Raw genomic sequence first — 25,555 nt, forward strand, 5'->3', positions numbered from 1 at the left:
GCTCCTCAGGTGGTGGCTGGTCGGGTGCTCCGGGTGCTCCGGGTGCTCCGGGTGCTCCGGGGGCTCTGGGTGCTCCGGGGTCGCCGCGCAGGTGGGAGGGAGGTCGCGTGGTGCCACAGGTGCAGGCAGGCGTAGGAGCGCCAGGGCGCGGCCGGCGCGAGCACGGCAGGCAGCTGCGCGAGGTCCTCGGTCAGCCCGAGGTCCCTGGCAGCGGCCAGCATGGCCACGTCCCGGGCGGGGACCACGTCGGTGGCGCGGGCACCGCGCAGGAGGGCGTAGCCGGCGGTCCACGGGCCGACCCCGGGCAGGGCGAGGACGGCCGCGGCCAGATCGCCGGTCGGGAGCGCATCGGGGTCCGGGGGCGCGGTGAGCGCCGTGGCCAGGGCGCGTCGGCGGGTGCCGGGGCCGCGGTACCAGTCCTCGGCGCGTGCGGCCGCCTGCTCGGGGGTCGGCAGAAGCCGAAGGATCCCGCCCGCCCGCAGCGAGGGCGGGAGCTCCTCGCCGATCAGGTCGGTCGCCCTCTCGATCTGGTCGCGGGCCTGCGTGCTGGTGATCTGCTGGCCGACGATCGCCCAGAGCAGGGCCTCGGCGAGCGAGGGCAGGCCGGGCAGTCGCACGCCGGGCCTGTCGGATACCAGGCCCGCGAGCGCGGGCAGCGAGCGGGTGAGGGAGTCGTCGATGCCGACCGGGTCCGCATCCAGGTCCAGCAGGGCGCGGGCGCTCGCGACCGCGGCGCCGTAGTCCCGCATGTCGGCCAGGCGCACGGTGAGAGGCAGGTGAGCGGTGGTGGCGGAGCCTCGCGCAGGAGCGGATCCGTGGGGCGGTGCGCCGCCGTTCCCGCCGATCGGGCAGAGACCGACGTCGATGACCGCGGGGCCGTGGGGGAGGCGCAGAGCGCGCCGCCAGCGGTCGCCCTCGACCTCCTCGACGCCGTCGACCGCACGATGGCCGAACCAGGCGGCGAGGCCCGCGCCGTCGAAGGGAAGGCGCACCGCGAGCCGGGCGTGCAGCTCGGCGGCCTCGGTCCCGCCCGATCGGCCGCGGCCGCCGGCGCGCTCCCGCTCCGTCGCGCTCGACGGGCGGGTCCGTCCGGCACGGGCCGCGCGCTCGCGCACCACCGACGGGGCGTGCCCGAACGTGCGGGTGAAGGTGTCGTGCAGCTGGCGCTCGCTGCCGAAGCCGGCGGCGAAGGCGACCTCGGACATCGGGAGGTCGGTCTCGAGCACGAGGTCGTGGGCGCGGCGGGCGCGCCGCATCCTCGCGTGAGCGAGAGCGGAGGCGCCGGTCTGGGCGAGCAGGGCCCGGTGCAGCGTGCGCTCGGAGACCGCGAGCCTGTCCGCGAGGTCGGGGACGGAGCCCTCGTCGAGCGCGCCCGAGGCGATGAGGCGCAGCGCGCGCTCGGCCAGCCCTCCCGCGGGATCGGCGACCGGGGTGCCGGGAGGCGCTGAGGGCCCGCAGCGCTTGCACGCCCGGAACCCCGCCTCGACGGCCGCTGCCGCCGTGGGGACGAAGTCCACGTTGGAGCGTGCGGGCGTGCGCGCGGGGCAGGAGGGACGGCAGAAGATCCCGGTCGAGCGCACGCAGGTGAAGAAGCGCCCGTCGAAGCGGGCGTCGCGGGCCCGGATCGCGGTGTAGCGCTCCTCGTCGGTCATCTCGAGCATGATCCCAGTGAAGCGCGTCGGCACCAGCGGCGCCAGCGGGAATGTCATCGCGATCGGTGGGCGGAGCGAGCGGAGATGCGAACGGCGGGCCGAGCGATCGTCTCGCTCGGCCCGCCGCTGCGGGGGAGCGGGCGACGGGAATCGAACCCGCGTCATCAGTTTGGAAGACTGAGGCTTTACCATTAAGCTACGCCCGCGTGACCAGCAACGATATCGGATCGTGGCGGGAGACTTGCGTCCCGCGGAACCGGATCCGGCGTGTGCGGCCGCGTCTATTAGACCAGAGGTACGAGCCCTCGTGCACCTCGGCGCCCGCCGTCGGCGCATGTCTCCTGTCACAGCCACCCGGGGGCGCCGAGAGGTCGCCGTGGCGAGCAGGTAGGATCGGGAGGGTTGCCCTCCGGGGTGTAGCTCAGCTTGGTAGAGCACCCGCTTTGGGGGCGGGATGCCGCAGGTTCAAATCCTGTCACCCCGACCCGCAGCCGGGTCGCCCGCCGTGCCGAGACACCGGGCGGCGCCGCCGGAGAATCCATCCACCGAGACATTCAACAGGGAGACCTGCACGTGAAGACCGAAGTCGAGAAGCTCAGCCCGACCCGGGTGAAGCTCACCGTCGCTCTGCCCTTCGACGAGCTGAAGCCGGCCGTCGAGGCGGCCACCAAGAAGATCGCCGACCAGGTGCAGATCCCCGGCTTCCGCAAGGGCAAGGTCCCCACGCGTCTGGTCGAGCAGCGCTTCGGCCGTCCCGCGATCATGCAGGAGGCCGTCAACGACTCCCTGCCCGACTTCTACCAGCAGGCCGCGACGGAGGCGGAGATCCGCCCGCTCGGCCGCCCCGAGGTCGAGGTCAGCGAGATCCCGGGCCTGGACGGCACCGACACCGGTGACCTGAAGTTCACCGTCGAGCAGGACGTGCGCCCCGAGTTCACCCTCCCCGCCTTCTCCGACGTCACCGTCGAGATCGAGGAGCCCGCCGTCGACGACGACGCCGTCCAGGTGCGCCTGGACGCTCTGCGTGAGCGCTTCGGCACGCTGGTCGGCGTGGACCGCCCCGCTCAGGACGGCGACTTCGTCTCCCTCGACATGACCGCGAAGGTCGGTGACGAGGAGGTCGAGTCCGTCGAGGGCGTCTCGTACCACATCGGTGAGGGCAACATGCTCGAGGGCATGGACGAGGCGCTCATCGGCCTCTCCGCCGGTGAGAGCACCACCTTCACCTCGAAGCTCGCCGGCGGCGACCGCTCCGGCGAGGAGGCCGACATCAGCGTCACCGCGCAGAGCGTCAAGGTGCGCGAGCTGCCCGAGGCCGACGACGAGTTCGCCGAGATGGCCTCCGAGTTCGACACCATCGACGAGCTCAAGGCGGACCTCAAGGAGCAGGCCGAGAAGGATGCGGTCTCCAACCGCGTCGCCCTGGCCCGCAACGCCCTGCTCGACCAGCTGGTCGCCGATCTCGACCTGCCGGTCCCGGACCAGCTGATCGAGGACGAGATCGCCCAGCACCTCGAGAACGAGGGCAAGGAGGCGGGCGACCCGCACGCCGAGGAGATCCGCGAGGACACCATCTCCGCGATCCGTGCCCAGTTCGTGCTCGACGCGATCAACGAGACCCGCGAGGTCAACGTGGAGCAGGAGGACCTCATGTCCTACCTGAGCCAGCTCGCCGCGCAGTACGGCATGGACCCGAACCAGCTGATCTCGATGCTCGCCCAGTCCGGCCAGCTCGAGCAGGTCTTCGCCGAGGCCCAGCGCTCCAAGGCCCTCGACGTGGCCCTGGCCGAGGTCACCGTGAAGAACGCCGCGGGCGACGTCCTGGACCTGGGCCTGGAGACGTCGGCCGATGCGTCGACGGACGAGGCCGCCGCGGACTCCGAGGACGCCCCGGCCGAGAAGGCCCCCGCCAAGAAGGCGCCGGCCAAGAAGGCCCCGGCGAAGAAGGCGTCGACCTCGAAGGACGCTGCCGCGAAGGACGAGGACGGCGAGGAGAAGGCTCCCGCGAAGAAGGCGCCGGCCAAGAAGGCCAGCACCACCAAGTCCACGGCGGCGAAGTCCACCTCGACGAAGTCGACCGCGGCGAAGTCCACCGCTGCGGCCAAGGACGCCGAGGGCGAGGAGGAGAAGGCCCCCGCCAAGAAGGCTCCGGCCAAGAAGTCGACCTCCACGAGCTCGAGCGCGGCGAAGTCCTCGACCTCCTCGACCTCCAAGTCGACCGGCTCGAAGTCCTCGACCCCGAAGTCCTCGACGTCGAAGTCGACCACCGCCAAGAAGCCCGTCGCGTCCAAGACGTCGGCGGCCAAGAAGGCGGAGGAGACGTCCGAGGAGAAGTGATTCCTCCTCGCCGCGGTCCGCGGCGCAGCGTGCAGGGATCCCTGCACGCTGCACCGCCGGCTCGCACTGAGAGGGCCGCCCACCGGTGATCCGGTGGGCGGCCCTTCTCGTGCGCTCGTGGTGGTGCGGGGAGCTCGTGGTGGGCAGGCGGGGGAGCTCGCTGTGGGTGCGGAGGCCGGGGGTCGAGTGCTCGCGCGGTGCCGGGTGGCTCGCGAGGTGCTCGGTGACAGGGCCGAGCGGAATACGTGCGCCCGTCCCCTGAAATCCCCGGGCGGTGATGTTAGGGCGGCACACGCCACCCGGCGCCCGGCCAGGACACACGCCGCCAGGCGGAGCCCTGGGAGCGCCGGGAGCCCAGCCCTGTGCCTGAGCGTTCCGCAGGTCTAGGAGTCCCGAGGGGGCGCTCGGCCGGCGCCGGTCGCCGGTCGCCGGGCGACACAGCGCCGCCGGTCGCCACAGCGGCCCGGCGGCCCATGCCCGCTGCGACGCGCCGTCACGACGAAGAGCGGGGCGGCACCGATGTGGTGCCGCCCCGCTCGGGAGCTGGTCGCGGGGAGGGGCGCTCTGGTCGCCGCTCCCGGGTGATCAGCGGTAGGAGACGAAGGTCGGGTTGCCCCAGATGGTGCGCTCCGTGACGCCGCCCTGCGAGGGCGAGGAGTCGACGACCTTGTTGTTGCCGGCGTAGATGCCGACGTGGCCGGGCCAGTGGACGATGTCGCCGGGCTGGGCCTGCGACTTCGAGATGGTCGTGCCGCCGGCGGCCTGGCCACCGGAGGTGCGGGGGAGCGACTTGCCGACCTGCTTGTAGGCGTAGCCGGTCAGGCCGGAGCAGTCCAGGCCGTTGCCCGGGTCGGTGGAGCCCCAGTTGTAGCGGACGCCGGTCTGCGACTTCGCGGCATCGACGATGGCGGAGCCGGAGGTGCTCTCGGAGGACGAGGACGACCCGTTCGAGGAGCCGTTCAGCGCACCGCGGGTCTCGGGGCCCACGCGGCCGTCGACGCGGAGGCCGTTGGAGGCCTGGAAGTCGCGCACGGCGGACTTGGTCTTGTGGCCGAAGACGCCGTCGACCGCGAGCTTCGAGCCGTGGTCGTTCAGTGCGGCCTGGAGGGCGGAGACGCTCTCGCCGCGCACGCCGGAGTGCAGCGTGTGGCCGGCGTTGAGGGGCGCGCTCGCGCTCTTGGTCGAGGGGGCGGCCTGGGAGACCGTGTGGGTCGAGGGGGCCGGGGCGGCAGGGGCGCTCTGCGCGCTCGCGCCCTGCATGGTGAAGGCGGAGCCGACGATCACGGAGCCGAGGACGGCTGCGCCGCTCGCGGTGCGGATCGCTGCGGAGGGGGCGTTGATCGGGGTGACGGCGCGGCCGGCGGCGCGGTGCGTGTTCTTCTGGGCCATGGGAGGCGGGGTCCTTCCGGGTCTCATCCGCTGACGGATGCTCGTACGGGCTCCTCATCCCCTGCGGGATGAACAAGTGGGTGACGATGCGGCGGGCGAAGAGAGGCCCGCGGTCGCGCCGACGCCTCAACACTACGGGCGGCGGGGGTCCTCGACCAGACGTAGGAAGCACTGCGACCTGCATTTTTGCCACCTCTTGAGGGTCCGTAGACCCTCGCCGACAGCGCCGGTCACCACCTTTACCCGGAGCGGGCATTGCGGGCGACGCGCGCAACACCGGCGTCGGCGTCCGGGTGGCCTGCCGCACTCATCGAGCGGCCCCTCCGTCCCCCTGTGCGCCTGCGGCGAACAGTCCGCCTCGAGGGGGCGGGCGCGACATAGGGTCGACCCATCGATACGTCGGCCCCTCGAAGGAGACATCCATGACCTCGCAGCCCCGCAGCGCCTCGGGCGAAGCCCCCATGGGACTGGACGACAACGTCTACCAGCGACTCCTGCGCGAGCGCATCGTGTGGCTGGGGGAGGACGTCCGTGACGACAACTCCAACGCCATCTGCGCGAAGCTCCTGCTGCTCGCCGCGGAGGACCCGGACAAGGACATCTACCTCTACATCAACAGCCCCGGCGGCTCCATCACCGCCGGCATGGCCATCTACGACACCATGCAGTACATCCAGCCGGACGTGGTGACGATCGCGATGGGCATGGCCGCCTCGATGGGGCAGTTCCTGCTCTCCTCGGGCACGCCCGGCAAGCGCTACGCGACCCCGAACACCCGTGTTCTGATGCACCAGCCCCTGGGCGGTCTCGGCGGCACGGCGAGCGAGATCAAGATCCAGGCCGATCTGATCCTCTCCATGAAGAAGCAGATGGCGGAGCTGACCGCCGAGCAGACCGGCAAGAGCGTCGAGCAGATCATCGCCGACGGCGACCGCGACCACTGGTTCACCGCCCCGGAGGCCCTCGACTACGGCTTCATCGACGGGATCGTCACCCGCGCGGACGACGTCAGCGGCGGGGGCGGCACCGAGGAGTGAGCGCGGCCCTGCCGCAGCATCCCTCCTTCTCGCCATCCGCCATCCGGAACACACCAAGGAGCATCACGTGACCTTCGATCCCCGCTTCGCCCCCACGGCACAGGGCGGTCTGCCCGTCGCCCAGGCCGGCCCGATGCCGTCCTCGCGCTACGTCCTCCCGCAGTACGAGGAGCGCACCGCGTACGGCTTCAAGCGCCAGGACCCCTACACCAAGCTGTTCGAGGACCGCATCATCTTCCTCGGCGTCCAGGTCGACGACGCCTCGGCCGACGACGTCATGGCCCAGCTGCTCGTGCTGGAGTCCCAGGACCCCGATCGCGACATCACCCTGTACATCAACAGCCCCGGTGGCTCGTTCACCGCGCTGACCGCGATCTACGACACGATGCAGTACATCAAGCCGGAGATCGCGACCGTCTGCCTCGGGCAGGCGGCCTCCGCCGCGGCCGTGCTGCTGGCCGCGGGCGCACCGGGCAAGCGTCTGGCGCTGCCCAACGCCCGCATCCTCATCCACCAGCCCGCGATGGGCGGCCAGGGCGGCGGTCAGGCCTCGGACATCGAGATCCAGGCCAACGAGATCCTGCGCATGCGCGAGTGGCTCGAGACCACGCTGGCCCACCACACCGGCCGCTCGGCCGAGGACGTCAACCGCGACATCGAGCGCGACAAGATCCTGACCGCCAAGGACGCCCTCGAGTACGGCATGGTCGATCAGGTGCTGGCCTCGCGCAAGGAGATCCCCGGTCAGCTCAACCGCTGATCACAGGGGGCGTCGGCCCGTCCCGGACCGGGACGAGCGGGCCGGAGCGTCCCCGTGCGGCCCCTTCCCGTCGGGGAGGGGCCGCGCGTCTCCCACGACCGCCCCGGTCGCTGGGATACCGTTGAGGCACGCGGCCGACGGCCCGCGGGCGGCTCCGGCCGCGGCGGCACCGACCGCCCACGGCCCGACCGGAAAGGGAAGAGGACGGACATGGCGCGCATGAGCGATGGAGCCGACGTGTTCAAGTGCTCCTTCTGCGGCAAGTCGCAGAAGCAGGTGGAGCGCCTGATCTCGGGCCCGCAGGTGTACATCTGCGAGGAATGCATCGAGCTGTGCAACGAGATCATCGCCGAGGAGATCCAGGCCGCCAAGCCCGCCCCCGAGGAGCCCGCCGCGCTGCCCAGTCCGCGGGAGATCTTCGACTTCCTCGAGCAGTACGTGGTCGGCCAGGACCCCGCGAAAAGGGCCCTCTCGGTCGCCGTCTACAACCACTACAAGCGTGTGCGGGCCCAGGAGTCCGCGGGCACGGCCGTCGCCGGCCCCGCGGTCGCGGGCTCGGATTGCCGCGAGGCCAAGGCCGCGACGAAGAGCGCGAAGTCCGCCACCGGCGGTGCGAAGACCGGCTCCGCGGCAGCTGGCGAATCGGGGGAGGAGTCCGCGGACGAGGTCGAGGAGATCGAGGTCGCGAAGTCCAACGTCCTGATCGTCGGCCCCACCGGCTGCGGCAAGACCTACCTCGCCCAGACCCTCGCCCGGCTGCTGGACGTCCCCTTCGCCATGGCGGACGCGACGGCGCTGACGGAGGCCGGATACGTCGGCGAGGACGTCGAGAACATCCTCCTGAAGCTCCTGCAGGCCGCCGACTACGACGTCGCCAAGGCCGAGCGGGGCATCATCTACATCGACGAGGTCGACAAGATCGGTCGCAAGGCCGAGAACCCCTCGATCACGCGGGACGTCTCCGGCGAGGGCGTGCAGCAGGCGCTGCTGAAGATCCTCGAGGGCACCGTCGCCGCGGTCCCGCCGCAAGGCGGACGCAAGCACCCCCACCAGGAATTCATCCAGATCGACACGACGAACGTCCTGTTCATCGTGGCCGGTGCCTTCGCAGGCATCGAGGACATCATCGGGTCGCGCATCGGCAAGCGCGGCATCGGCTTCGGCGCCGAGCTGCACACCCCGATGGAGCAGACCGCGATCTACTCCAAGCTGCTGCCCGAGGACCTGCTCAAGTTCGGCCTGATCCCCGAGTTCATCGGGCGTCTGCCGGTGCTGACCAGCGTGGCGAACCTCGATCGCGAGGCGCTCATCCAGATCCTCACCGAGCCCAAGAACGCCCTGGTCAAGCAGTACCAGAGGATGTTCGAGCTCGATGGTGCGGAGCTGCACTTCGAGCGCAGCGCGCTGGAGGCGATCGCCGAGCGCGCGATCGAGCGCGGCACCGGCGCCCGCGGCCTGCGGGCGATCCTCGAGGAGACCTTGCAGCCGGTCATGTTCGAGGTCCCCTCGCGCCGCGACATCGCCCGCGTCGTGATCACCGAGGGCGTCGTGACCGAGGGACGCGCCCCGCTCATGGCGACCATGAAGGAAGCGGCGCAAGAGGCCGACGAGCGCCACGAGCAGAGCGCCTGAGAACGACGCCGAGGGACGCAGCCATGAGCAGGCACGAGGACACCACCCCGCCCGACGTCCGGGCGAGCGACATCGTCACCGATCTCTTCGCGGATACGTCCGATCAGGCGAGTGACCCGTCGGCCGAGGTCGACGCGGCACGCGCCCGCGAGCTCCTGCTGGAGGAACGCTCGAGCATCGACAACATCGACGCCGCGCTGGTGAACCTGCTCGCCGAGCGCTTCCGCCACACCAAGCGGGTGGGGCGTCTCAAGGCCGAGCACGGGCTGCCGCCTGCCGATCCGAGCCGTGAGCGTCAGCAGGTGGCGCGTCTGAAGTCCCTCGCCGAGGAGTCGGGTCTGGACCCCGTCTTCGCCGAGTCCTTCCTGCGCTTCATCGTCACCGAGGTGATCCGTCACCACGAGCAGCTGCAGGGCGACGAGACGGACTGACCCGGGAGGGGCCGGGCAGGTCCGCAGTCGGACGGGGCGTGGCCCGAAGGCACGTCGACCCACGTCCGGAACGGCGCTGAAAGGCCTGCTGCGAGGCGTAGAATGGGGACATGCCCCGCTTCAGCTTCCTGGAATGGCCCGTCGTGCGCCAGCTGCGCGACGGGGACATCCTGGGGCGTGGCACCGCGGTCACCTCCCAGCACACGCGGGACAAGAAGCCGCGCACCGTCGAGGCCGACCACGTCGCCCACAGCGTGTGCCCCTACTGCGCCGTCGGCTGCGGGCAGCTCGTCTACTCCAAGGACGGCAAGGTCACCCAGATCGAGGGCGACCCCGACTCGCCGATCTCCCGCGGCCGCCTGTGCCCCAAGGGTGCGGCCAGCGAGCAGCTCGTGAACTCCCCGCGGCGCGTGACGACCGTCCGCTACCGCCGCCCCCACGGCACCGAGTGGGAGGACCTCGACCTCGAGACGGCGCTGGACATGATCGCCGACCGCTTCCTCGAGGCGCGCCGTCGCCACTGGGAGGAGACGGACGAGAAGGGCCGCACGCTGCGGCGCACGATGGGCATCGCGAGCCTGGGCGGCGCGACCATCGACAACGAGGAGAACTACCTCGCCAAGAAGCTGTTCACCGCGGCGGGCGCGGTGCAGATGGAGAACCAGGCCCGTATTTGACACTCCGCCACGGTTCCCAGTCTGGGAGCCTCGTTCGGCCGCGGCGGCGCCACCCAGTCCTTGCAGGACATGGCCAACGCGGATTGCATCATCATCCAGGGCTCGAACATGGCCGAGGCCCATCCCGTGGGCTTCCAGTGGGTGATGGAGGCGAAGGCGCGCGGCGCCCGGATCATCCACGTCGATCCGCGCTTCACACGCACCTCCGCCAACGCGCACAAGCACATCCCCACGCGTGCGGGCACCGATGTCGTGCTGCTGGGCGCTCTGATCAACCACGTCCTCAGCAACGACCTGTACTTCGAGGACTACATCAAGGCGTTCACCAACGCCTCCTCGATCGTCAGCTCGGACTTCCAGGACACCGAGGACCTCGAGGGTCTGTTCTCCGGCTTCGACCCGGAGACCGGCTCCTACGACACCGACTCCTGGCAGTACTCGGCCTCGCAGGAGGGCGAGCGTGTGGGCGACGCCAGCACGTTCACCGGTCGCGACGGCTCGCACTACACCTCGGGGCACGCCGGGGCCAGTGAGGCCTTCGGCGCCGGCGGGCCGCCGCTCGAGCACGGATTGCCCGAGCGCGACGAGACCCTGCAGGACCCGCACACGGTCTTCCAGATCCTCAAGCGCCACTACTCCCGGTACACCCCGGAGATGGTGACCGAGACCTGCGGCATCTCCCGCGCGGACTTCGACTACCTGGCCGACTCGCTGGTCAGCAACTCCGGTCGCGAGCGCACCACGTGCTTCGCCTACGCGGTGGGATGGACCCAGCACGTGGGCGGCGCGCAATTCATCCGCACCGCTGCGATCCTGCAGCTGCTGATGGGCAACGTCGGCCGGCCCGGCAGCGGCATCATGGCGCTGCGCGGCCACGCCACCATCCAGGGGTCCACGGACATCCCCACCCTGTTCAACCTGCTGCCGGGATACCTGCCGATGGTCAGTGTCGGCGAGCACGACGACTTCGCCGCCTACACCGACTCGATCGGCCGCTCCGAGCAGAAGGGGTACTGGGCCAACTCGCGCGCCTACGCCGTGAACCTGCTGAAGGCCTGGTGGGGGGACGCCGCGACGGCCGAGAACGACTTCGCCTTCGACTACCTCCCGCGGTTGAACGGGCCAGCCGGCACCTACCAGACGCTGATGCGGATGCTCGACGACGGGGTGGACGGCTACTTCCTGCTGGGGCAGAACCCCGCCGTGGGATCGGCGAACGGCCGCATGCAGCGCCTGGGGATGTCCCACCTGAAGTGGATGGTCGTGCGCGACTTCTCGATGATCGAATCGGCGACCTGGTGGAAGGAAGGGCCCGAGATCGACTCGGGGGAGCTGCGGACCGAGGACATCGGCACCGAGATCTTCTTCCTCCCGGCCGCCAACCACACCGAGAAGGCGGGCTCCTTCACGCAGACCCAGCGCCTCGTGCAGTGGCGCGAGAAGGCCGTGGAGCCGCCGGGCGATGCCCAGAGCGAGCTCGAGTTCCTCTTCGACCTGGGCAACCGCATCCGCGAGAAGCTCAAGGACTCCACCGACCCCCGTGACCGGCCCCTGCTCGACCTGACCTGGGACTACCCGGTGGACGAGAGCGGCGAGGTCGACCCGGAGGCCGTGATCGCCGAGATCAACGGCCGCTTCGAGTCCGGTCCCGACGCCGGGAAGCCGCTGACGAGCTACACCCAGATGACCGACGACGGCTCGACCTCCGGCGGCTGCTGGATCTACACCGGCGTCTACGCCGACGGCATCAACCAGGCGGCCCGCAAGAAGCCCCGCACCGAGCAGGACGAGTTCGCGCACGAGTGGGCGTGGGCCTGGCCCGCCAACCGCAGGATCCTCTACAACCGCGCCTCGGCCGACGCCGACGGCAAGCCGTGGAGCGAGCGCAAGAAGCTCATGTGGTGGGACGACGAGCAGAAGTGCTGGTCCGGTCCCGACGTGCCCGACTTCCCCGCCGACAAGGACCCCCACGACCCCGGGGACACCGATGCGGGTGGCCCTGCGGCGCTCGCGGGGAACGACGCCTTCATCATGCAGGCCGACGGCCGCGGCTGGCTGTACGCGCCGACGGGCCTCGTCGACGGGCCCCTGCCCACCCACTACGAGCCCGTCGAGTCGGCGATCCCGAACCCGCTGTACCCGCAGCAGTCGAACCCCACGCGGGTGTCCTTCCAGGACCGCCACAACCTCAACGCCCCGGGGACCAGCGGGACGCACCAGGACGTCTACCCCTACGTGTTCTCCACCTACCGTGTCACCGAGCACCACACCGCGGGTGGCATGAGCCGCTGGCTGCCCTACCTCTCCGAGCTCCAGCCGGAGCTGTTCTGCGAGATCTCCCCGGAGCTGGCCGAGGAGGTGGGGATCGAGCCCTACGGCTGGGCGACGGTCATCTCCCCGCGCGCCGCGATCGAGGCGATCGCGCTGGTCACCGAGCGGATGACGCCGCTCACGGTCGCCGGTCAGACCGTCCACCAGATCGGTCTGCCCTACCACTGGGCGCAGGGCACGCACGCCGTCGTCGACGGCGACAGCGTCAATGACCTGATCGGGATGAACCTGGACGCGAACACCCAGATCCAGAACTCGAAGGTCACCGCCTGCACGATCCGCCCCGGCCGTCGGCCCCGCGGGAAGGCGCGCCAGGAGCTGGTCGAGCAGCTGCAGAGGGAAGCGGGTCTCACGCTCTCCACGGGCGACACCCGGGTGACCGCGCCCGACTTCCCCGAGGGCACCCACCCCGAGGACATCGACCTCTCCACCGGTGAGACCATAGAGGAGAGCTTCGACCTGCCCGCGCACCACCGCCAGGGCCCGCAGAGCCCGGGGCTGTCGGAGGACGGGAAGCACGAGCAGGGAGGCGAGGAGGACTGATGGGACTGCTGTCCGGACCCGAGGCGGATCCCGCGGCCGACGCCGGCTGGGGCCACGACCACGACCGCAAGGGCTTCTTCACCGACACCTCGATCTGCATCGGCTGCAAGGCCTGCGAAGTGGCGTGCAAGGAGTGGAACCACAATCCGCAGGACGGCAACCTGCAGATCATGGGCTCCTCCTACGACAACACCGGGTCCCTGGGAGCCAACACCTGGCGGCACGTCGCCTTCGTCGAGCAGGGCAAGGACCGCATCGAGGAGGCTCGCGAGACCGGGCGCAAGCTGGTCAGCCTCGGCATGCCCTCGATCGGACCGCGCAGCGGCGCGAGCACGCCCGGCGGTCGGCCCGGTGAGGACCTCTCCCGCGCCGACACCGCCCCGCCGGACACCCCGGAGTTCCGCTGGCTGATGTCCTCGGACGTGTGCAAGCACTGCACCCACGCGGGCTGCCTGGACGTGTGCCCCACCGGCGCGCTGTTCCGCACCGAGTTCGGCACCGTGGTCGTGCAGGAGGACATCTGCAACGGCTGCGGCACCTGCGTGGGCGGCTGCCCCTTCGGCGTCATCGAGCGCCGCGACGACGGCACCGTCGCCCCCAAGGGCCAGCGCGGTCGCGTGCAGCAGGACGTGCCCAACAAGGGCACCGCCAACAAGTGCACCCTCTGCTACGACCGTCTGGTGGAGGGCGAGGAACCCGCCTGCGCGAAGACCTGCCCCACCACCTCGATCAAGTTCGGCGACCACGACGACATGGTCGAATCGGCCCACGAGCGCATCGCCCAGCTGCACGAACAGGGGATGACCGAGGCCCGCCTCTACGGGGCGAACCCCGAGGACGGCGTGGGAGGGACCGGTTCGGTCTTCCTGCTCCTGGACGAGCCCGAGGTCTACGGCCTGCCCCCGGATCCGCAGGTGCCGACCAAGGACCTGCCGCACATGTACCGCACCGCCGCCGTCGCCATGGGCGGGATGCTGGCCGCGACCGCCCTCGCCTTCCTGGGAGGACGCCGGTGACCCACTCCTCCTACGACGAGTACCGCCAGCCCGAGCCCGAGGGCGGACGCAGGAAGCGGGGCGGGGGCGGCAAGCGGCGTCGCCGCAGCCCGCTCGACGGCGGCGCCGGAGGTGACGGCTCGCACGAGATGGCGATGGTCGAGGACGTCGAGTTCGAGTCCTACTACGGCCGTCCCGTGGTCAAGGCGCCCCCGTGGGAGACCCCGATCGGGATCTACCTCTTCGTGGGAGGGCTGGCCGGCGCCTCCGGTCTGCTGCAGGCCGGCGCCGCCCTCAGCGGCAACGCCGAGCTGCGCCGCACCGCGCGCCTGGTCGCGATCGGCGCCGTGGGCGTGGGGACACCCGCCCTGGTCATCGACCTGGGGCGCCCCGAGCGCTTCCTGCACATGATGCGCGTGTTCAAGGTGAGCTCCCCGATGAGCCTGGGCACCTGGATCCTCAGCTCGTATGCGACCGGTGCGGGCATGACCGCCGCCAACGAGGTCGACCGGATGACGGGGGAGCGGCTCCCGCTGGGGCCACTGCGCCCGCTGCTGCGCCTCGCCGAGGGGCCGTCGGCCGCGCTGCAGGGCGTGATGGGCGCCCCGCTCGCCGCCTACACCGCCGTGCTGCTGGGCGACACCGCTGTTCCGACCTGGAACGCCGCGCGCCACGGGCTGCCCTACGTGTTCGTCTCCTCGGCGAGCCTCGCTGCGGGCGGCATGGCGATGGCCCTGACCTCCCGGAGGAACGCGGGCCCCGCACGTCTGCTGGCCGCGGCGGGCGTCGTCGGCGACATCGTGGGCATGCACTACACCAAGTCCAGGATGCATCCGCTGGAATCGGAGCCCCTCGAGGAAGGCACCCCCGGGAAGCTCCTGACCTGGGCCGAGCGTCTCGCGGTCGCGGGCGGCATCGGCACCCTGTTCGCGCGGCGCAGCCGCACCATCGCGGTGGCGAGCGGACTGGCGCTCGCGGGAGCTTCCGCGCTCACCCGCTTCGGCGTGCTGCACGCGGGGCACGAGTCGGTGAAGGATCCGCGACGGGTGATGATCCCGCAGAAGGATCGCCTCGAGAAACGCCGCGCCGCCGGTATCACGGGGGATTCGATCACCACGGGGTGGTGAGGCGGGCCGCGAGCCACGGTGACGGATAAGAACGGGACGTAACGGGTGCTCTGGTGTTGGATCGGGGCATGACCACCGAGCAGACCTGGCTCATCACGGGCGCGAGCGGAGGCCTGGGCCTCGCCCTCGTGCAGCGAGCGCTGGCAGAAGGGCACCGGGTCGTCGCGACGACCCGCGGATCGGCGCTCCCCGTCTCCCACCCCCGGCTGACGGTCTTCCCACTCGACCTCACCGACCGGGCGGCGTGCCACCAAGCCGTGGACGATGCCGTCCGCGCGACGGGGCGACTGGACGCCCTCGTGAACAATGCCGGCTACGGCCTGGTGGGCGCCGTCGAGGAGGTCACGGAGGACGAGGCGCGCGCCATCCTCGAGGTGGATCTGCTCGGCCCGCTGTGGCTGAGCCAGGCCGCCCTGCCGAGGATGCGGGCCGGCGGCGGGGACATCGTCCAGATCTCCTCCGTCGGCGCCGTGGGATCGATGCCGTTCTTCGGTCTCTACAACGCCGCCAAATGGGGACTCGAAGGCTTCAGCGAGGCGCTCGCGGCGGAGGCGGCGCCGATGGGAGTGCGGGTGACCATCGCCGAGATCGGGGCGATGGACACGCAGTGGGCGACCGCGGGCATGCAGTTCAGCAGCCCTTTGGACGCCTACGACACGCTGCGTGAGGGCGTCCTCGGCACGGCGGAGGTGCCCTGGGACAGCGAGCCCGGCGCGACCGGGGGCGGGACGCCGCCCGATGCCGTCGCCGCGCAGCTCCTCGCCCACGTGGCCCGGCGTTCCGGCAGCCCGCTGCGACTCGTGCTCGGCGAGGACGCCGCCGACCAGATCTCGAGCGTGCTCGACCTGCGACAGCAGGACTACGCCGGGCAGCTCCCGCCGTCGACACGCGAGTGACCCGGCTTCCGTCCAGCGCGGAGGGTCAGGTGCTGCGGAGGTGATCCGTCCGGTCGGGCGAGCCGCCGCGACGGATGCGGGGCAACGCGCGTCAGCGGATCCGGAGCGTTCCCGCGGGAACGTCGGCCGACGCCGCGACCGTCTCACCGATCACCGGATAGCCCGGGACCTCGCCCACGACGAGCAGCCCGCCGCTGGTCTGCGCGTCCGCGAGGACCAGCAGGTCGTCCTCGGTGATGCCGGTGTCCACCTGCAGGTGCTCGCGGACCCAGTCGAGGTTCCGGCGGGTGCCGCCGGAGACGAACCCGTCCCGCAGCGCCTCGGCCGCGCCGTCGACCAACGGGAGCGCACCGCGCTCGATCACCGCGGCGGTCCCCGAGGCGCGCATCATCTTGAACAGGTGCCCGAGCAGTCCGAACCCGGTCACGTCGGTCGCCGCGCGGACCCCCGCCGCGAGGGCGGCCCTCGCGGCATCGCGGTTCAGCGTCGTCATCGTCTCGATCGCTGCGGGGAACGCGTCGCCGGTGGCCTTGTGACGGTTGTTCAGCAGGCCCACCCCGATCGGCTTGGTGAGCGTGAGCGGCAGGCCCGGCTCGGCGGCGTCGTTGCGCAGCAGTCGATCCGGATGCGCGGTCCCGGTGACCGCCATCCCGTACTTCGGCTCCGGATCATCCACGCTGTGTCCGCCGATCACCGGGACACCGGCCTGCGCGGCGACGTCCAGGCCGCCCCGCAGCACCTCGCGCAGCAGCTCGTAGGGCAGGGTCTCGCGGGGCCAGCCCACCAGGTTGATCGCCACCACCGGGTCGCCGCCCATCGCGTAGATGTCCGAGAGGGCGTTCGCGGCGGCGATCCGCCCCCAGTCGAAGGCGTCGTCGACCACCGGGGTGAAGAAGTCGGCCGTGGAGAGGACGGCGAGATCCTCGCGGACCCGGACGGCTGCGGCGTCGTCACCGTCGTCCAGTCCGACGATCACATCGCCCGCGGACTGGCCGGCGAGGGCGGAGACGGCCTCCTCGAGCTCGCCCGCCGGGATCTTGCTCGCGCAGCCCCCGCCGTGGGCCATCGTCGTCAGCCGCACGGAGATCGACGGCGTCGAGGTCGTCAGCGGGGTGGGGACGGAGTCGTCGGGAGCCATGATGTCGAGTCTAGGACCGCCGGGGCCGGGCGGGCAGGGCGACGACCGCCCCTCCCGGACGGCACGCGCAGGGGCGATAGGATCGACCACGGAGGCGTACGTGTCCTGGTGGGCACCCCAGTCTTCAAAACTGGTGAGACCGAGGACCTCGGTCTGGCGGGTTCGATTCCCGTCCGCCTCCGCCACATCCGATCCCTGCATCCGACGATCCTCCGGCGCCGCGCAGCCGGCCGGGCTCAGGTGCACCGCGCCGAGGAGGAGCCGCACTCGTGGCAGAGACCGATCCCCGCCGCCGCATCCCGCGCACCGACCGCCTGCTCGCCCTCCCGGAGGTCGCACGGGCGAGCGCGAGCATGGGGGAGCGGGTGGTCCGTGAGCTCGTGCGCGCCGTCCAGGACCGCGCGCGCAGCGGCCAGATCTCCCCGGAGCAGGTGGAGCAGGAGCTGCTGGCCGGCATCGGCGGCGCGGGGGCGCACTCGCTGCGGCCGGTGCTGAACGCGACCGGCGTCATCGTCCACACGAACCTCGGTCGTGCCCCGCTCTCCGCCGCCGCCCGGGCCGCGCTGCAGGACGCCTCCGGATACACCGACGTCGAGTTCGACCTCCCCTCGGGGCAGCGCTCCCGCCGCGGCGCCGCCGCCCGCACGGCGCTGCTCGAGGCCTGCCCGGCCGCGGAGGACGCGCTGATCGTGAACAACGGCGCCGCCGCGCTGCTGCTGGCGACCACGGCGCTGGCGGGGACCGGCGAGGTCGTCCTCTCGCGCGGGGAGATGATCGAGATCGGCGCGGGCTTCCGCCTCCCGGACCTCGTCGCCTCGACCGGCACCCGGATCCGCGAGATCGGCACCACCAACCGCACCCACGCGGACGACTACCGCGCGGCGATCGGCCCCGACACCGGTGCGGTCCTGCGCATCCACGCGAGCAACTACCGCATCAGCGGATTCACCTCCGCCGTCCCGGTCGCCGAGCTCGCTGACGTCTGCCACCGGGCCGACCTCCCGCTCGTGGTCGACCTCGGCAGCGGGCTCCTCGAGCCCGATCCTGTCCTCCCGGAGGAGCCGGCCCTGGGGACGGCGCTGCGCGACGGCGCCGACCTCGTCATCGCCTCGGGCGACAAGCTGCTGGGGGGGCCCCAGGCCGGGATCCTGCTGGGACGTGCCGAGGTGGTCGCTCGCCTCGCCCGTCACCCGATGTCCCGCGCGATGCGGGCCGACAAGCTCGCGCTCGCCGCCCTCGAAGCGACCCTGCGGGGCCCCGAGCCGCCGGTTCCGGCCGCCCTGCACGCCGACCCGGAGGCCCTGCGCACGCGCACCACGGCCCTCGCCGACCAGGTCGGCGGGCAGGTCGTCGCGCACGAGGGGCGCGTCGGCGGGGGAGGGGGCGCGGAGGTGCCGCTGCCCGGCTGGGCGCTGGCCCTGCCCGAGCACCTCGCCGAGCCGCTGCGACGCGGGGACCCGGCCGTCGTCGGCACCGTGCGCGACGGCGCGTGCCTGCTGGACCTGCGCTGCATCCCCGCCGCCCAGGACGTCGACCTCGCCCGCGCCGTGCGTGCCGCGCAGGGAGCGGGCGCCGCCCAGGAGGACGCATGATCGAGCGCGTCGTCGCGACCGCCGGTCACGTCGACCACGGCAAGTCGGCCCTGGTGCGCGCTCTCACCGGCCTCGACACGGACCGCTGGGCCGAGGAGAAGCGTCGCGGACTGACCATCGACCTCGGCTTCGCCTGGTCCCGCCTGCCCAGTGGGCGGGAGGTCTCCTTCGTCGACGTGCCCGGCCACGAGCGCTTCCTGGGCAACATGCTCGCCGGTCTCGGCCCCGCGCCGATCGTCTGCTTCGTCGTCGCCGCCGACGAGGGCTGGCAGGCCCAGTCCGACGACCACCGCGATGCCGTCGCAGCCCTGGGCATCGACACCGGCCTCCTCGTCATCACCCGCGCCGATCTCGCCGAGGACGGCCCCGAGGGTGTGGAGGCGGTGGTCGCACGGGCCCGCGCCGAGCTCGCCTCGACGGGACTCGCCCATGCCCCGCTCGTCATCACCTCGGCCCGCACCGGGCAGGGCATCGAGGAGCTGCGCACCGTGCTCGACGGTGTGCTCGAGCGTGCCCCCGAGCCCTCCCCGGACGCGCCGCTGCGGCTGTGGGTCGACCGCTCCTTCACGATCACCGGCGCCGGGACCGTGGTCACCGGGACCCTCGCGAACGGGACGCTCCGCGAGGGCGACCGCCTCCACCTGATCGGCGCCGAGGGCGCGGCCGCCGGCGAGGGCACGCCGGTCACCGTGCGCGGCCTGCAGAGTCGTGAGCGTCCTGCCGAAGCGCTCGGCCCCGTCTGCCGCGCCGCGATCAACCTGCGCGGCATCGACGCCGGGACGATCGCGCGCGGGGATGCGCTGGTCACCCCCGGGGCGTTCGAGCCCGTCGCCGTGGTCGACGTCCGCCGGTGCACAGGAGCCCTGCTCGAGGACGTGCCCAGGGAGGCCGTCGTCCATGCCGGCAGCGCGGCGGTGCCGGCCCGGGTGCGGGGCCTCGGTCCCGAGCACGCGCGGATCACCCTCGAACGGGCGCTGCCCCTGCGCGTGGGTGATCGGGTGCTGCTGCGGGGCAGCGGGGAACATGCGGTGCTCGGCGGGGCCCGGATCCTCGACGTCGACCCGCCCGAGCTGACGCGCCGGGGAGATGGCGGACGCCGCGCACGCACGCTCGCCACGATCTCACCGGTGGGCGACGTGGTGCACGAGACCGCCCGCCGCGGGGCGATCCGCGAGGACCGGCTGCGACGCATGGGCGTGCACGTGCCCGATCCGCTGCCCGCGGCCGTGCGACGCCTGCGCGACTGGCTCGTGGACGTCGACGCGATCGGCCGCTGGGCCTCCACCCTGCGGGACGCCCTCACCGTGGAGAGCACCCGCGACCCTCTGTCGCCGGGGATCAGCCGGGGCGCGGCACTCGACCTTCTCGGTCTTCCCGACGGCGGGCTGCTCGAGCCCGTGCTCGAGAGCGCCCGGCTCGTCCAGCGGGACGGCCGCATCGCCGACCCGGACGCGGCCCCGGGGCTGGGCGCGGTCGAACCCCGCGTCGCGACGCTCGAGTCCCGCCTGCGGTCCGAGCCCTTCCGGGCACCCGAGGCCGATGATCTGGCCGCGCTGGACCTGGGAGCACGCGAACTCGCGGCCGCCGAGGCGCAGGGCCGTCTGCTGCGTCTGCCGGACGGGGTGGTCCTGCTGCCCTCGGCTCCCGCCCTCGCCATGCGCGAGCTCGCACGACTGGATCAGCCCTTCACCCTCAGCGCGGCCCGGCAGGCGCTCGGGACCACCCGCCGGGTCGCCGTCCCGCTGCTCGAGCACCTCGATGACCGCGGATGGACGCGGCGCGTGGACGGCTCCCGCCGGGAGGTCGTGCGCTGAGAGGGGTCAGCCGCGCGGCTTCTTGACCGGCGGTTCGCCGAGCTCGACGTCCGCGGTGTCGATCTCCTCGCCCCCACCGGTGATGGTCAGCGACTCGATCCTGCCGAGCGCCGTGAGGTCGCCGCGGGCGGCCTCCAGATGCTCCACCGCCTGCGCGGGGGCGCTCACGGTGACCTGCAGGATCGGCGTCTTCTGGGAGACCTTGGCGTCGGACTTGATGCGTCGCAGCACGATCGCGGCCTGCTCGACGGTCGTCAGCAGGGCGGCGTCCCGGCCGGCTGCGGCCTCGCGCAGCGGAGCCGACTCGGGCCAGGCCTGGGTGTGCACGCTGCCCTCGCGCCACCACGACCAGACCTCCTCGGTCGCGAAGACGACCACCGGGGCGAACAGGCGCAGCAGCACCTCGAGCGCGATCGCCAGCGCGGCCCGCGCGGAGGCGACGCCCTGCTCGCCCGCGCTGCCGTGCGCGCGGTCCTTGATCAGCTCGATGTAGTCGTCGCAGAAGGTCCAGAAGAAGGGCTCGACGACCTCGAGGGCACGCGCGTAGTCCATCTCCTCGAAGGCCGCGGTGGCGGTGTCCACGACACCGGCGAGGCTCGCGAGCATCGCGCGGTCCAGGGACGCGGTGACCGCGGCGGGATCAGCGGCCAGGCGACCCGAGGGATCCGCGGGGGCCTCGCCGAAGCCGAGCGCGAACTTCGAGGCGTTGAGGATCTTGATGGCCAGGCGCCGGCCGATCTTCATCTGGCCCTCGTCGAAGGCCGTGTCCACGCCCTGGCGGGCACGCCCGGCCCAGTAGCGCACACCGTCGGAGCCGTGGCTGTGCAGCAGGCCGATCGGGGTCACCACGTTGCCCTTGGACTTGCTCATCTTCTTGCGGTCCGGATCCAGGATCCAGCCGTTGATCGAGGTGTTGGTCCAGGGCAGGGAGTCCTGCTGCAGGTGCGAGCGGACGATAGTGGAGAACAGCCAGGTGCGGATGATGTCGTGGCCCTGCGGGCGCAGGTCCATCGGGTAGACCTTCGCGAACAGCTCCGGATCGGCGTCCCAGCCGCCTGCGAGCTGCGGGGTCAGGGAGCTCGTCGCCCAGGTGTCGAGGATGTCGGGGTCGGCTGTGAAGCCACCCGGCTGCTCGCGCTGGGCCTCCTCGTAGCCGGCGGGCACGTCGGTCGTCGGATCGATCGGCAGACGCTCGACCTCGGGGGTGAGCACCGTGTCGTAGTCGACCTCGCCGGCGGCGTCCAGGGCGTACCAGACCGGGATCGGCACCCCGTAGAAGCGCTGGCGGGAGACCAGCCAGTCGCCGACCAGGCCCTCCACCCAGTTGCGGTAGCGCGACTCCATGTAGGCGGGGTGCCAGGTGATCTCGGCGCCGCGGGCGATGAGGGCGTCGCGCAGCCCGCCCTCGCTGCTGTCGCGCCCGCCATTGGTGAGGTACCACTGGCGGCTGGTGACGTACTCGAGGGCCTTGTCGCCGTTCTCGTAGAACTTCACGGGGTGGGTGATCTTCTTCGGCTCGCCGACCAGGTCGCCGCTCTCGGTGACCATCTCGACCACGCGCTTCTGCGCGCTGAACACGGTCAGGCCGGCGAGCTCGGCGTAGCGCTCCTGGCCCTCGGCCGAGGTGATCCACGGCGCCTCGGGCAGGAAGCGGCCGTCCCGGCCGATCACGCTGCGGGTGGGCAGCTCGAGCTCGCGCCACCAGGTCACGTCGTTGGCGTCACCGAAGGTGCAGATCATGGCGATGCCCGCGCCCTTGTCCGCCTGGGCGAGCGGGTGCGCCATCACGGGCACCTCGACGCCGAACAGGGGAGAGGTGACCGTGGTGCCGAACAGGTCCTGGTAGCGCTCGTCGTCCGGGTGGGCGACGAGGGCCACGCAGGCGGGCAGCAGCTCGGGGCGGGTGGTCTCGATGAAGACCTTCTCGCCGCTGCCGTCGGTCTTCGCGAAGCCGATGCGGTGGTAGGCACCGTCGCGCTCGCGGTCCTCCTGCTCGGCCTGCGCGACCGCGGTGCGGTAGGTGACGTCCCACATGGTGGGGGCCTCGGACTGGTAGGCCTGGCCCTTCTCGAGGTTCTCGAGGAAGGCCCGCTGGCTGGTGGCCCGGGAGCGGGCGTCGATCGTCTGGTAGCTGTGGTTCCAGTCGACCGAGAGGCCCAGGGTGCGGAAGACCTCCTCGAAGGAGGCCTCGTCGACCTTCGTCAGCTTCTCGCAGAGCTCGATGAAGTTCCGGCGCGAGATCGGCGTCTGGTTCGCGGCCTTGGAGGACTTGTTGTCGCCGCCCTCCTGCGGGGGCGTGAAGTCCTCCTCGTAGGGCAGCGACGGGTCGCAGCGCACCCCGAAGTAGTTCTGCACGCGGCGCTCGGTGGGCAGGCCGTTGTCGTCCCAGCCCAGCGGGTAGAACACGTTCTTCCCGCGCATGCGCTGGTAGCGCACGATCATGTCGGCCTGGGAGTAGCCGAAGACGTGGCCGATGTGCAGGGAGCCCGACGCCGTGGGCGGCGGGGTGTCGACGCTGAACACCTGGTCACGGGTGGTGTCGGCGTCGAAGGCGTAGACCTGGGCCTCGTCCCATACGCGGTCCCACTTGTCCTCGAGGCCCTCGAGGGTGGGCTTGTCGGGGAGAGCGGACGCGGCGTTCGGGCGCGGGGCGGTATCGGTCATGGGGCCATTGTTCCAGGCATCGTGCCTGAGGGCGCAATCCTGCGACGTGATCACGGGCGCATCGCGCGGCGGTTCCCGGCGGCCCCGCTGTCACGGCACCCGCTGGGTCCACTCCTCGGTGCCGAACTTGGTCTCCACCAGGTGCCGGGCCTTCCCGAGCTCGTCCTCGGTGTAGGCCGAGTCGTGCGTTGCGTACTTGCCGCGGAAGTAGTCCAGGAAGCTGTCGATGATCGCCTCGCGGGTCATGCCGGTCTGCGAGCGCATCGGGTCCACGCGCTTGTTCGCGCTGCGGGTGCCCTTGTCCGAGAGCTTCTCGCGGCCCACGCGCAGCACCTCGCCCATCTTGTCGGCGTCGATGTCGTAGCTCATCGTCACGTGGTGCAGCACCACGCCGTCGGCGAAGCGGCGCTGGGCGGCCCCGCCGATCTTGCCCTTGTCCGAGGCGATGTCGTTCAGCGGCACGTAGCGGGCGCGCACGCCGATCTCGGCGAGGGCCCCCATCACCCAGTCGTCGAGATAGGCGTAGGACTGCTCGAAGCTCAGGCCCTCCACGAGCGAGGACGGCACCACGAGCGAGTAGGTCAGGCAGTTGCCGGCCTCCATGAACATCGCGCCGCCCCCGGTGATCCGGCGCACCACCCCGATGCCGTGCTCGGCGGCGCCCTCGGGATCGATCTCGTTCTTCACGCTCTGGTAGGAACCGATCACCACCAGCGGCGAGTCCCAGTCCCAGATCCGCAGCAGCGGCCGGCGCCTGCCCGCGGCGACCTCGTGGGGGAGGACCTCGTCGAGGGCGACGTGCATGATCGGGGCCATCGTGACCGGCCCGATCACGTCGAACTCGTGATCGTCCCAGCTGGTCGCGTTGCCCAGGGCTCGGCGCACGGCGATCGCGACCGCATCGGCGTCGAAGCCGATCATCTCGACGTCGCCGTGGCGGGCGGCGAGGCGGGAGGTGATCGACTCGGTGATCTGCTGGGCGCTGGCCTTCACCGGCAGACCGACGATCGCGGCGTCGATGTCCTCGAGGGCCTCATCGGGTTCGAGGAAGAAGTCCCCGAACACGTGCGCGGAGGTGATGACACCGTCGGAGGCCTCGACCTCGACCGAGACGAGCTTGCCACCGCGGACCTTGAACGCACCGTTCACCGGATATGCCTCTCTGCGAGCTGGACAGGGCGCCGGAGTGGGCCCGCCGTCCATTGTCCCAGCCGCGGCGCCGATCGGCGGTGTGAGCCGCACGGCCCGGGTCCGCACCGCCGCTCAGGGCTTGGTGGCCAGCGAGTGCAGCGCCTCGTGGACGTCGGTGACGAACTCCTGGACGGAGGCGGACTTCTTGGCCTGCACGACATAGGTGCGGTTGTCGAACTCGCGGGTGACCCGCGGCAGCAGCGTGCGCCAGGTGCTCGAACCGCCGATCGAGACCAGGAAGGTGCCCGAGCGGGGGATCGAGGGAGCGTGCACGCGCACCGAGAGGCGGTCCTCGGTCATGTCCGGCTGCTGGCGCGGCACCAGCGGGAACCCTGCGGCCTCGAGCCGCCCCGGATCCAGGACCTCCCACAGCAGCGAGCGGGCGTCCTCCACCTTGCGCGAGGCGGGAGTGCCCAGGAACGGCGACGGGTCCACGGTGAGGTCGGGGTCGTGGCGCCAGTCGGGTGCGGCGGCGATCTCCTGCAGGCGCGCGTTCGCGGCCTCGTGCTCCTCGTCCCCGTCCAGGGCGCCGATGCCCAGCGGGAGGGTGCGTTGGGGGCGTGAGCCGACCAGCCAGATCGCGGAGCCGTCCTCGACCGCGTCGAACTCGACCCCGAGGTCCTCGTTGCTGCCGCCTGCGTGGAGCCAGGCGCGGGGGTGGCTGCGGCTGGAGGAGAAGCGCGGGGAGCGGTGGATCAGCGTGCGGCTGATCAGCAGCATCGAGCGCAGGTGGTCACGCAGCTCGTTGGTGACCTCCTCGTCCAGCAGCACCTTGGGGGCGATCGGCTGCTGGGCGTCCTCGACGGCCTCGTTCTCCCCGAACTCGGCCAGGGCGGTCCACAGCTCGGCGCTCTCGGGGTCGCGCTGGACCAGGCGCTTGGCCAGCTGCGCCCACGTCACCATCAGCATCCTGCCGGTCGGGTCCTCGACCTTGCGCACCTGGGACCGGCGTGAGCGGGGCACGATCAGCAGCAGGCGGCTGCCGGGGGCGTGGTCGAGGCCGCCCAAGAGGGTGTGCAGGCGCTCCTCGCCGAGATCCCCGTCGATCACGAGCTTGATGCCGAGGAACTCGGGACCGGCGCCCGAGGGGGCCCGACCGATCAGGTCGTAGGCGTCGGGGGTGGTGCGGGTAGTGGTGCGGAACGCCGGGGCCCTGCCGGAGATCCCGGCGACGTGGCGGGCGAACTGGCGGCGCGCGCGCCGGTCGCGCAGCACGTGGTCGAGCATGCCGCGGGCCATCGCCTCGTGGCGTGTGCGCGTGTCGTCGTGCCGGATCTGCTTCGGGACGGCGTCCAGGCCGCCGGCGATCATCCGCCCGACGGACGGGCTGGCAGGGCTCACGGGCGTCT

16 protein-coding genes, 3 tRNA genes and 1 pseudogene are annotated in these 25,555 nt (G+C 71.8%); 13 read left to right on the forward strand and 7 right to left on the reverse strand.

What is annotated here, in order from left to right; all coding sequences use genetic code 11:
- Positions 1-5: 5 nt before the first annotated feature.
- The gene (locus DEO23_RS07030) at positions 6-1,709 is read right to left on the reverse strand and encodes an Ada metal-binding domain-containing protein (RefSeq protein ID WP_240613269.1); all 1,704 of its coding nucleotides are present in this window, start codon (positions 1,707-1,709) and stop codon (positions 6-8) included.
- Positions 1,710-1,787: 78 nt separating this feature from the next.
- A tRNA-Gly gene (locus tag DEO23_RS07035) sits at positions 1,788-1,858 on the reverse strand.
- A gap of 204 nt (positions 1,859-2,062) precedes the next feature.
- Here DEO23_RS07035 and DEO23_RS07040 point away from each other — a divergent pair.
- Both DEO23_RS07040 and tig read left to right on the forward strand, forming a co-directional pair.
- Positions 2,063-2,136, forward strand: a tRNA-Pro gene (locus DEO23_RS07040).
- An 89-nt stretch (positions 2,137-2,225) separates the two neighbouring features.
- The gene (tig, locus tag DEO23_RS07045) at positions 2,226-3,989 is read left to right on the forward strand and encodes a trigger factor (protein ID WP_109275273.1); all 1,764 of its coding nucleotides are present in this window, start codon (positions 2,226-2,228) and stop codon (positions 3,987-3,989) included.
- Between the two features lie 585 nt (positions 3,990-4,574).
- Here tig and DEO23_RS07050 read toward each other — a convergent pair.
- Positions 4,575-5,378 carry a C40 family peptidase gene (locus tag DEO23_RS07050; protein WP_109275274.1) on the reverse strand — a complete coding sequence of 268 codons (804 nt, stop codon included), beginning with the start codon at positions 5,376-5,378 and terminating at the stop codon, positions 4,575-4,577.
- 422 nt (positions 5,379-5,800) lie between these two features.
- Here DEO23_RS07050 and DEO23_RS07055 point away from each other — a divergent pair, with 422 nt between their 5' ends.
- From DEO23_RS07055 to DEO23_RS07095, 8 genes and pseudogenes are all read left to right on the forward strand, one after another.
- Positions 5,801-6,415 (forward strand): ATP-dependent Clp protease proteolytic subunit, encoded by a 615-nt coding sequence (locus tag DEO23_RS07055; RefSeq protein ID WP_109275275.1) that lies wholly within the window; start codon positions 5,801-5,803, stop codon positions 6,413-6,415.
- A gap of 67 nt (positions 6,416-6,482) precedes the next feature.
- Complete coding sequence (locus DEO23_RS07060; protein ID WP_420808015.1) at positions 6,483-7,175, forward strand: ATP-dependent Clp protease proteolytic subunit; 693 nt, start codon at positions 6,483-6,485, stop codon at positions 7,173-7,175.
- A gap of 210 nt (positions 7,176-7,385) precedes the next feature.
- Positions 7,386-8,807, forward strand: coding sequence for an ATP-dependent Clp protease ATP-binding subunit ClpX (gene clpX / locus DEO23_RS07065; RefSeq protein ID WP_109275276.1), 1,422 nt, complete (start codon positions 7,386-7,388; stop codon positions 8,805-8,807).
- Between the two features lie 23 nt (positions 8,808-8,830).
- Positions 8,831-9,238 carry a chorismate mutase gene (locus tag DEO23_RS07070; protein ID WP_109275277.1) on the forward strand — a complete coding sequence of 136 codons (408 nt, stop codon included), beginning with the start codon at positions 8,831-8,833 and terminating at the stop codon, positions 9,236-9,238.
- 110 nt (positions 9,239-9,348) lie between these two features.
- Positions 9,349-12,696: pseudogene (gene fdh, locus DEO23_RS07080) on the forward strand (formate dehydrogenase); the annotation flags it as partial.
- A gap of 92 nt (positions 12,697-12,788) precedes the next feature.
- Positions 12,789-13,805, forward strand: coding sequence for a 4Fe-4S dicluster domain-containing protein (locus DEO23_RS07085; protein WP_109275280.1), 1,017 nt, complete (start codon positions 12,789-12,791; stop codon positions 13,803-13,805).
- Positions 13,802-14,911, forward strand: a complete 1,110-nt coding sequence (nrfD, locus tag DEO23_RS07090; protein WP_109275281.1) for an NrfD/PsrC family molybdoenzyme membrane anchor subunit — start codon at positions 13,802-13,804, stop codon at positions 14,909-14,911. Before DEO23_RS07085 ends, nrfD begins: the two co-directional genes overlap by 4 nt.
- 68 nt (positions 14,912-14,979) lie before the next feature.
- Positions 14,980-15,807: an SDR family NAD(P)-dependent oxidoreductase gene (locus DEO23_RS07095; RefSeq protein ID WP_109275282.1), complete on the forward strand. Its 828-nt coding sequence runs from the start codon at positions 14,980-14,982 to the stop codon at positions 15,805-15,807.
- A gap of 91 nt (positions 15,808-15,898) precedes the next feature.
- On the opposite strand, the gene selD is transcribed toward DEO23_RS07095, so the two are convergent.
- Positions 15,899-16,945: a selenide, water dikinase SelD gene (selD, locus tag DEO23_RS07100; protein WP_109275283.1), complete on the reverse strand. Its 1,047-nt coding sequence runs from the start codon at positions 16,943-16,945 to the stop codon at positions 15,899-15,901.
- Between the two features lie 90 nt (positions 16,946-17,035).
- Here selD and DEO23_RS07105 point away from each other — a divergent pair.
- The 3 genes from DEO23_RS07105 to selB all read left to right on the forward strand — a co-directional run bounded on the left by DEO23_RS07105 (position 17,036) and on the right by selB (position 20,351).
- A tRNA-Sec gene (locus DEO23_RS07105) sits at positions 17,036-17,130 on the forward strand.
- Positions 17,131-17,214: 84 nt separating this feature from the next.
- Complete coding sequence (gene selA / locus DEO23_RS07110; RefSeq protein ID WP_109275284.1) at positions 17,215-18,537, forward strand: L-seryl-tRNA(Sec) selenium transferase; 1,323 nt, start codon at positions 17,215-17,217, stop codon at positions 18,535-18,537.
- The gene (gene selB, locus DEO23_RS07115) at positions 18,534-20,351 is read left to right on the forward strand and encodes a selenocysteine-specific translation elongation factor (protein ID WP_109275285.1); all 1,818 of its coding nucleotides are present in this window, start codon (positions 18,534-18,536) and stop codon (positions 20,349-20,351) included. The genes selA and selB overlap by 4 nt, the downstream gene beginning before the upstream one ends.
- A 6-nt stretch (positions 20,352-20,357) precedes the next feature.
- Here the strand turns inward: selB and valS are convergent, their stop codons facing one another.
- The 3 genes from valS to DEO23_RS07130 form a co-directional block, all read right to left on the reverse strand.
- On the reverse strand, positions 20,358-23,015 hold the full coding sequence (gene valS / locus DEO23_RS07120; RefSeq protein ID WP_109275286.1) for a valine--tRNA ligase: 2,658 nt from the start codon (positions 23,013-23,015) through the stop codon (positions 20,358-20,360).
- Between the two features lie 90 nt (positions 23,016-23,105).
- Positions 23,106-24,164 carry a lipoate-protein ligase LplAB gene (locus DEO23_RS07125; protein WP_165831758.1) on the reverse strand — a complete coding sequence of 353 codons (1,059 nt, stop codon included), beginning with the start codon at positions 24,162-24,164 and terminating at the stop codon, positions 23,106-23,108.
- Between the two features lie 114 nt (positions 24,165-24,278).
- A complete protein-coding gene (locus DEO23_RS07130) occupies positions 24,279-25,547 on the reverse strand; it encodes a hypothetical protein (RefSeq protein WP_109275288.1) in 1,269 nt (422 codons plus the stop codon).
- Between the last annotated feature and the right edge of the window lie 8 nt (positions 25,548-25,555).

Source organism: Brachybacterium endophyticum, from assembly GCF_003130585.1.
GTDB lineage: Bacteria > Actinomycetota > Actinomycetes > Actinomycetales > Dermabacteraceae > Brachybacterium > Brachybacterium endophyticum.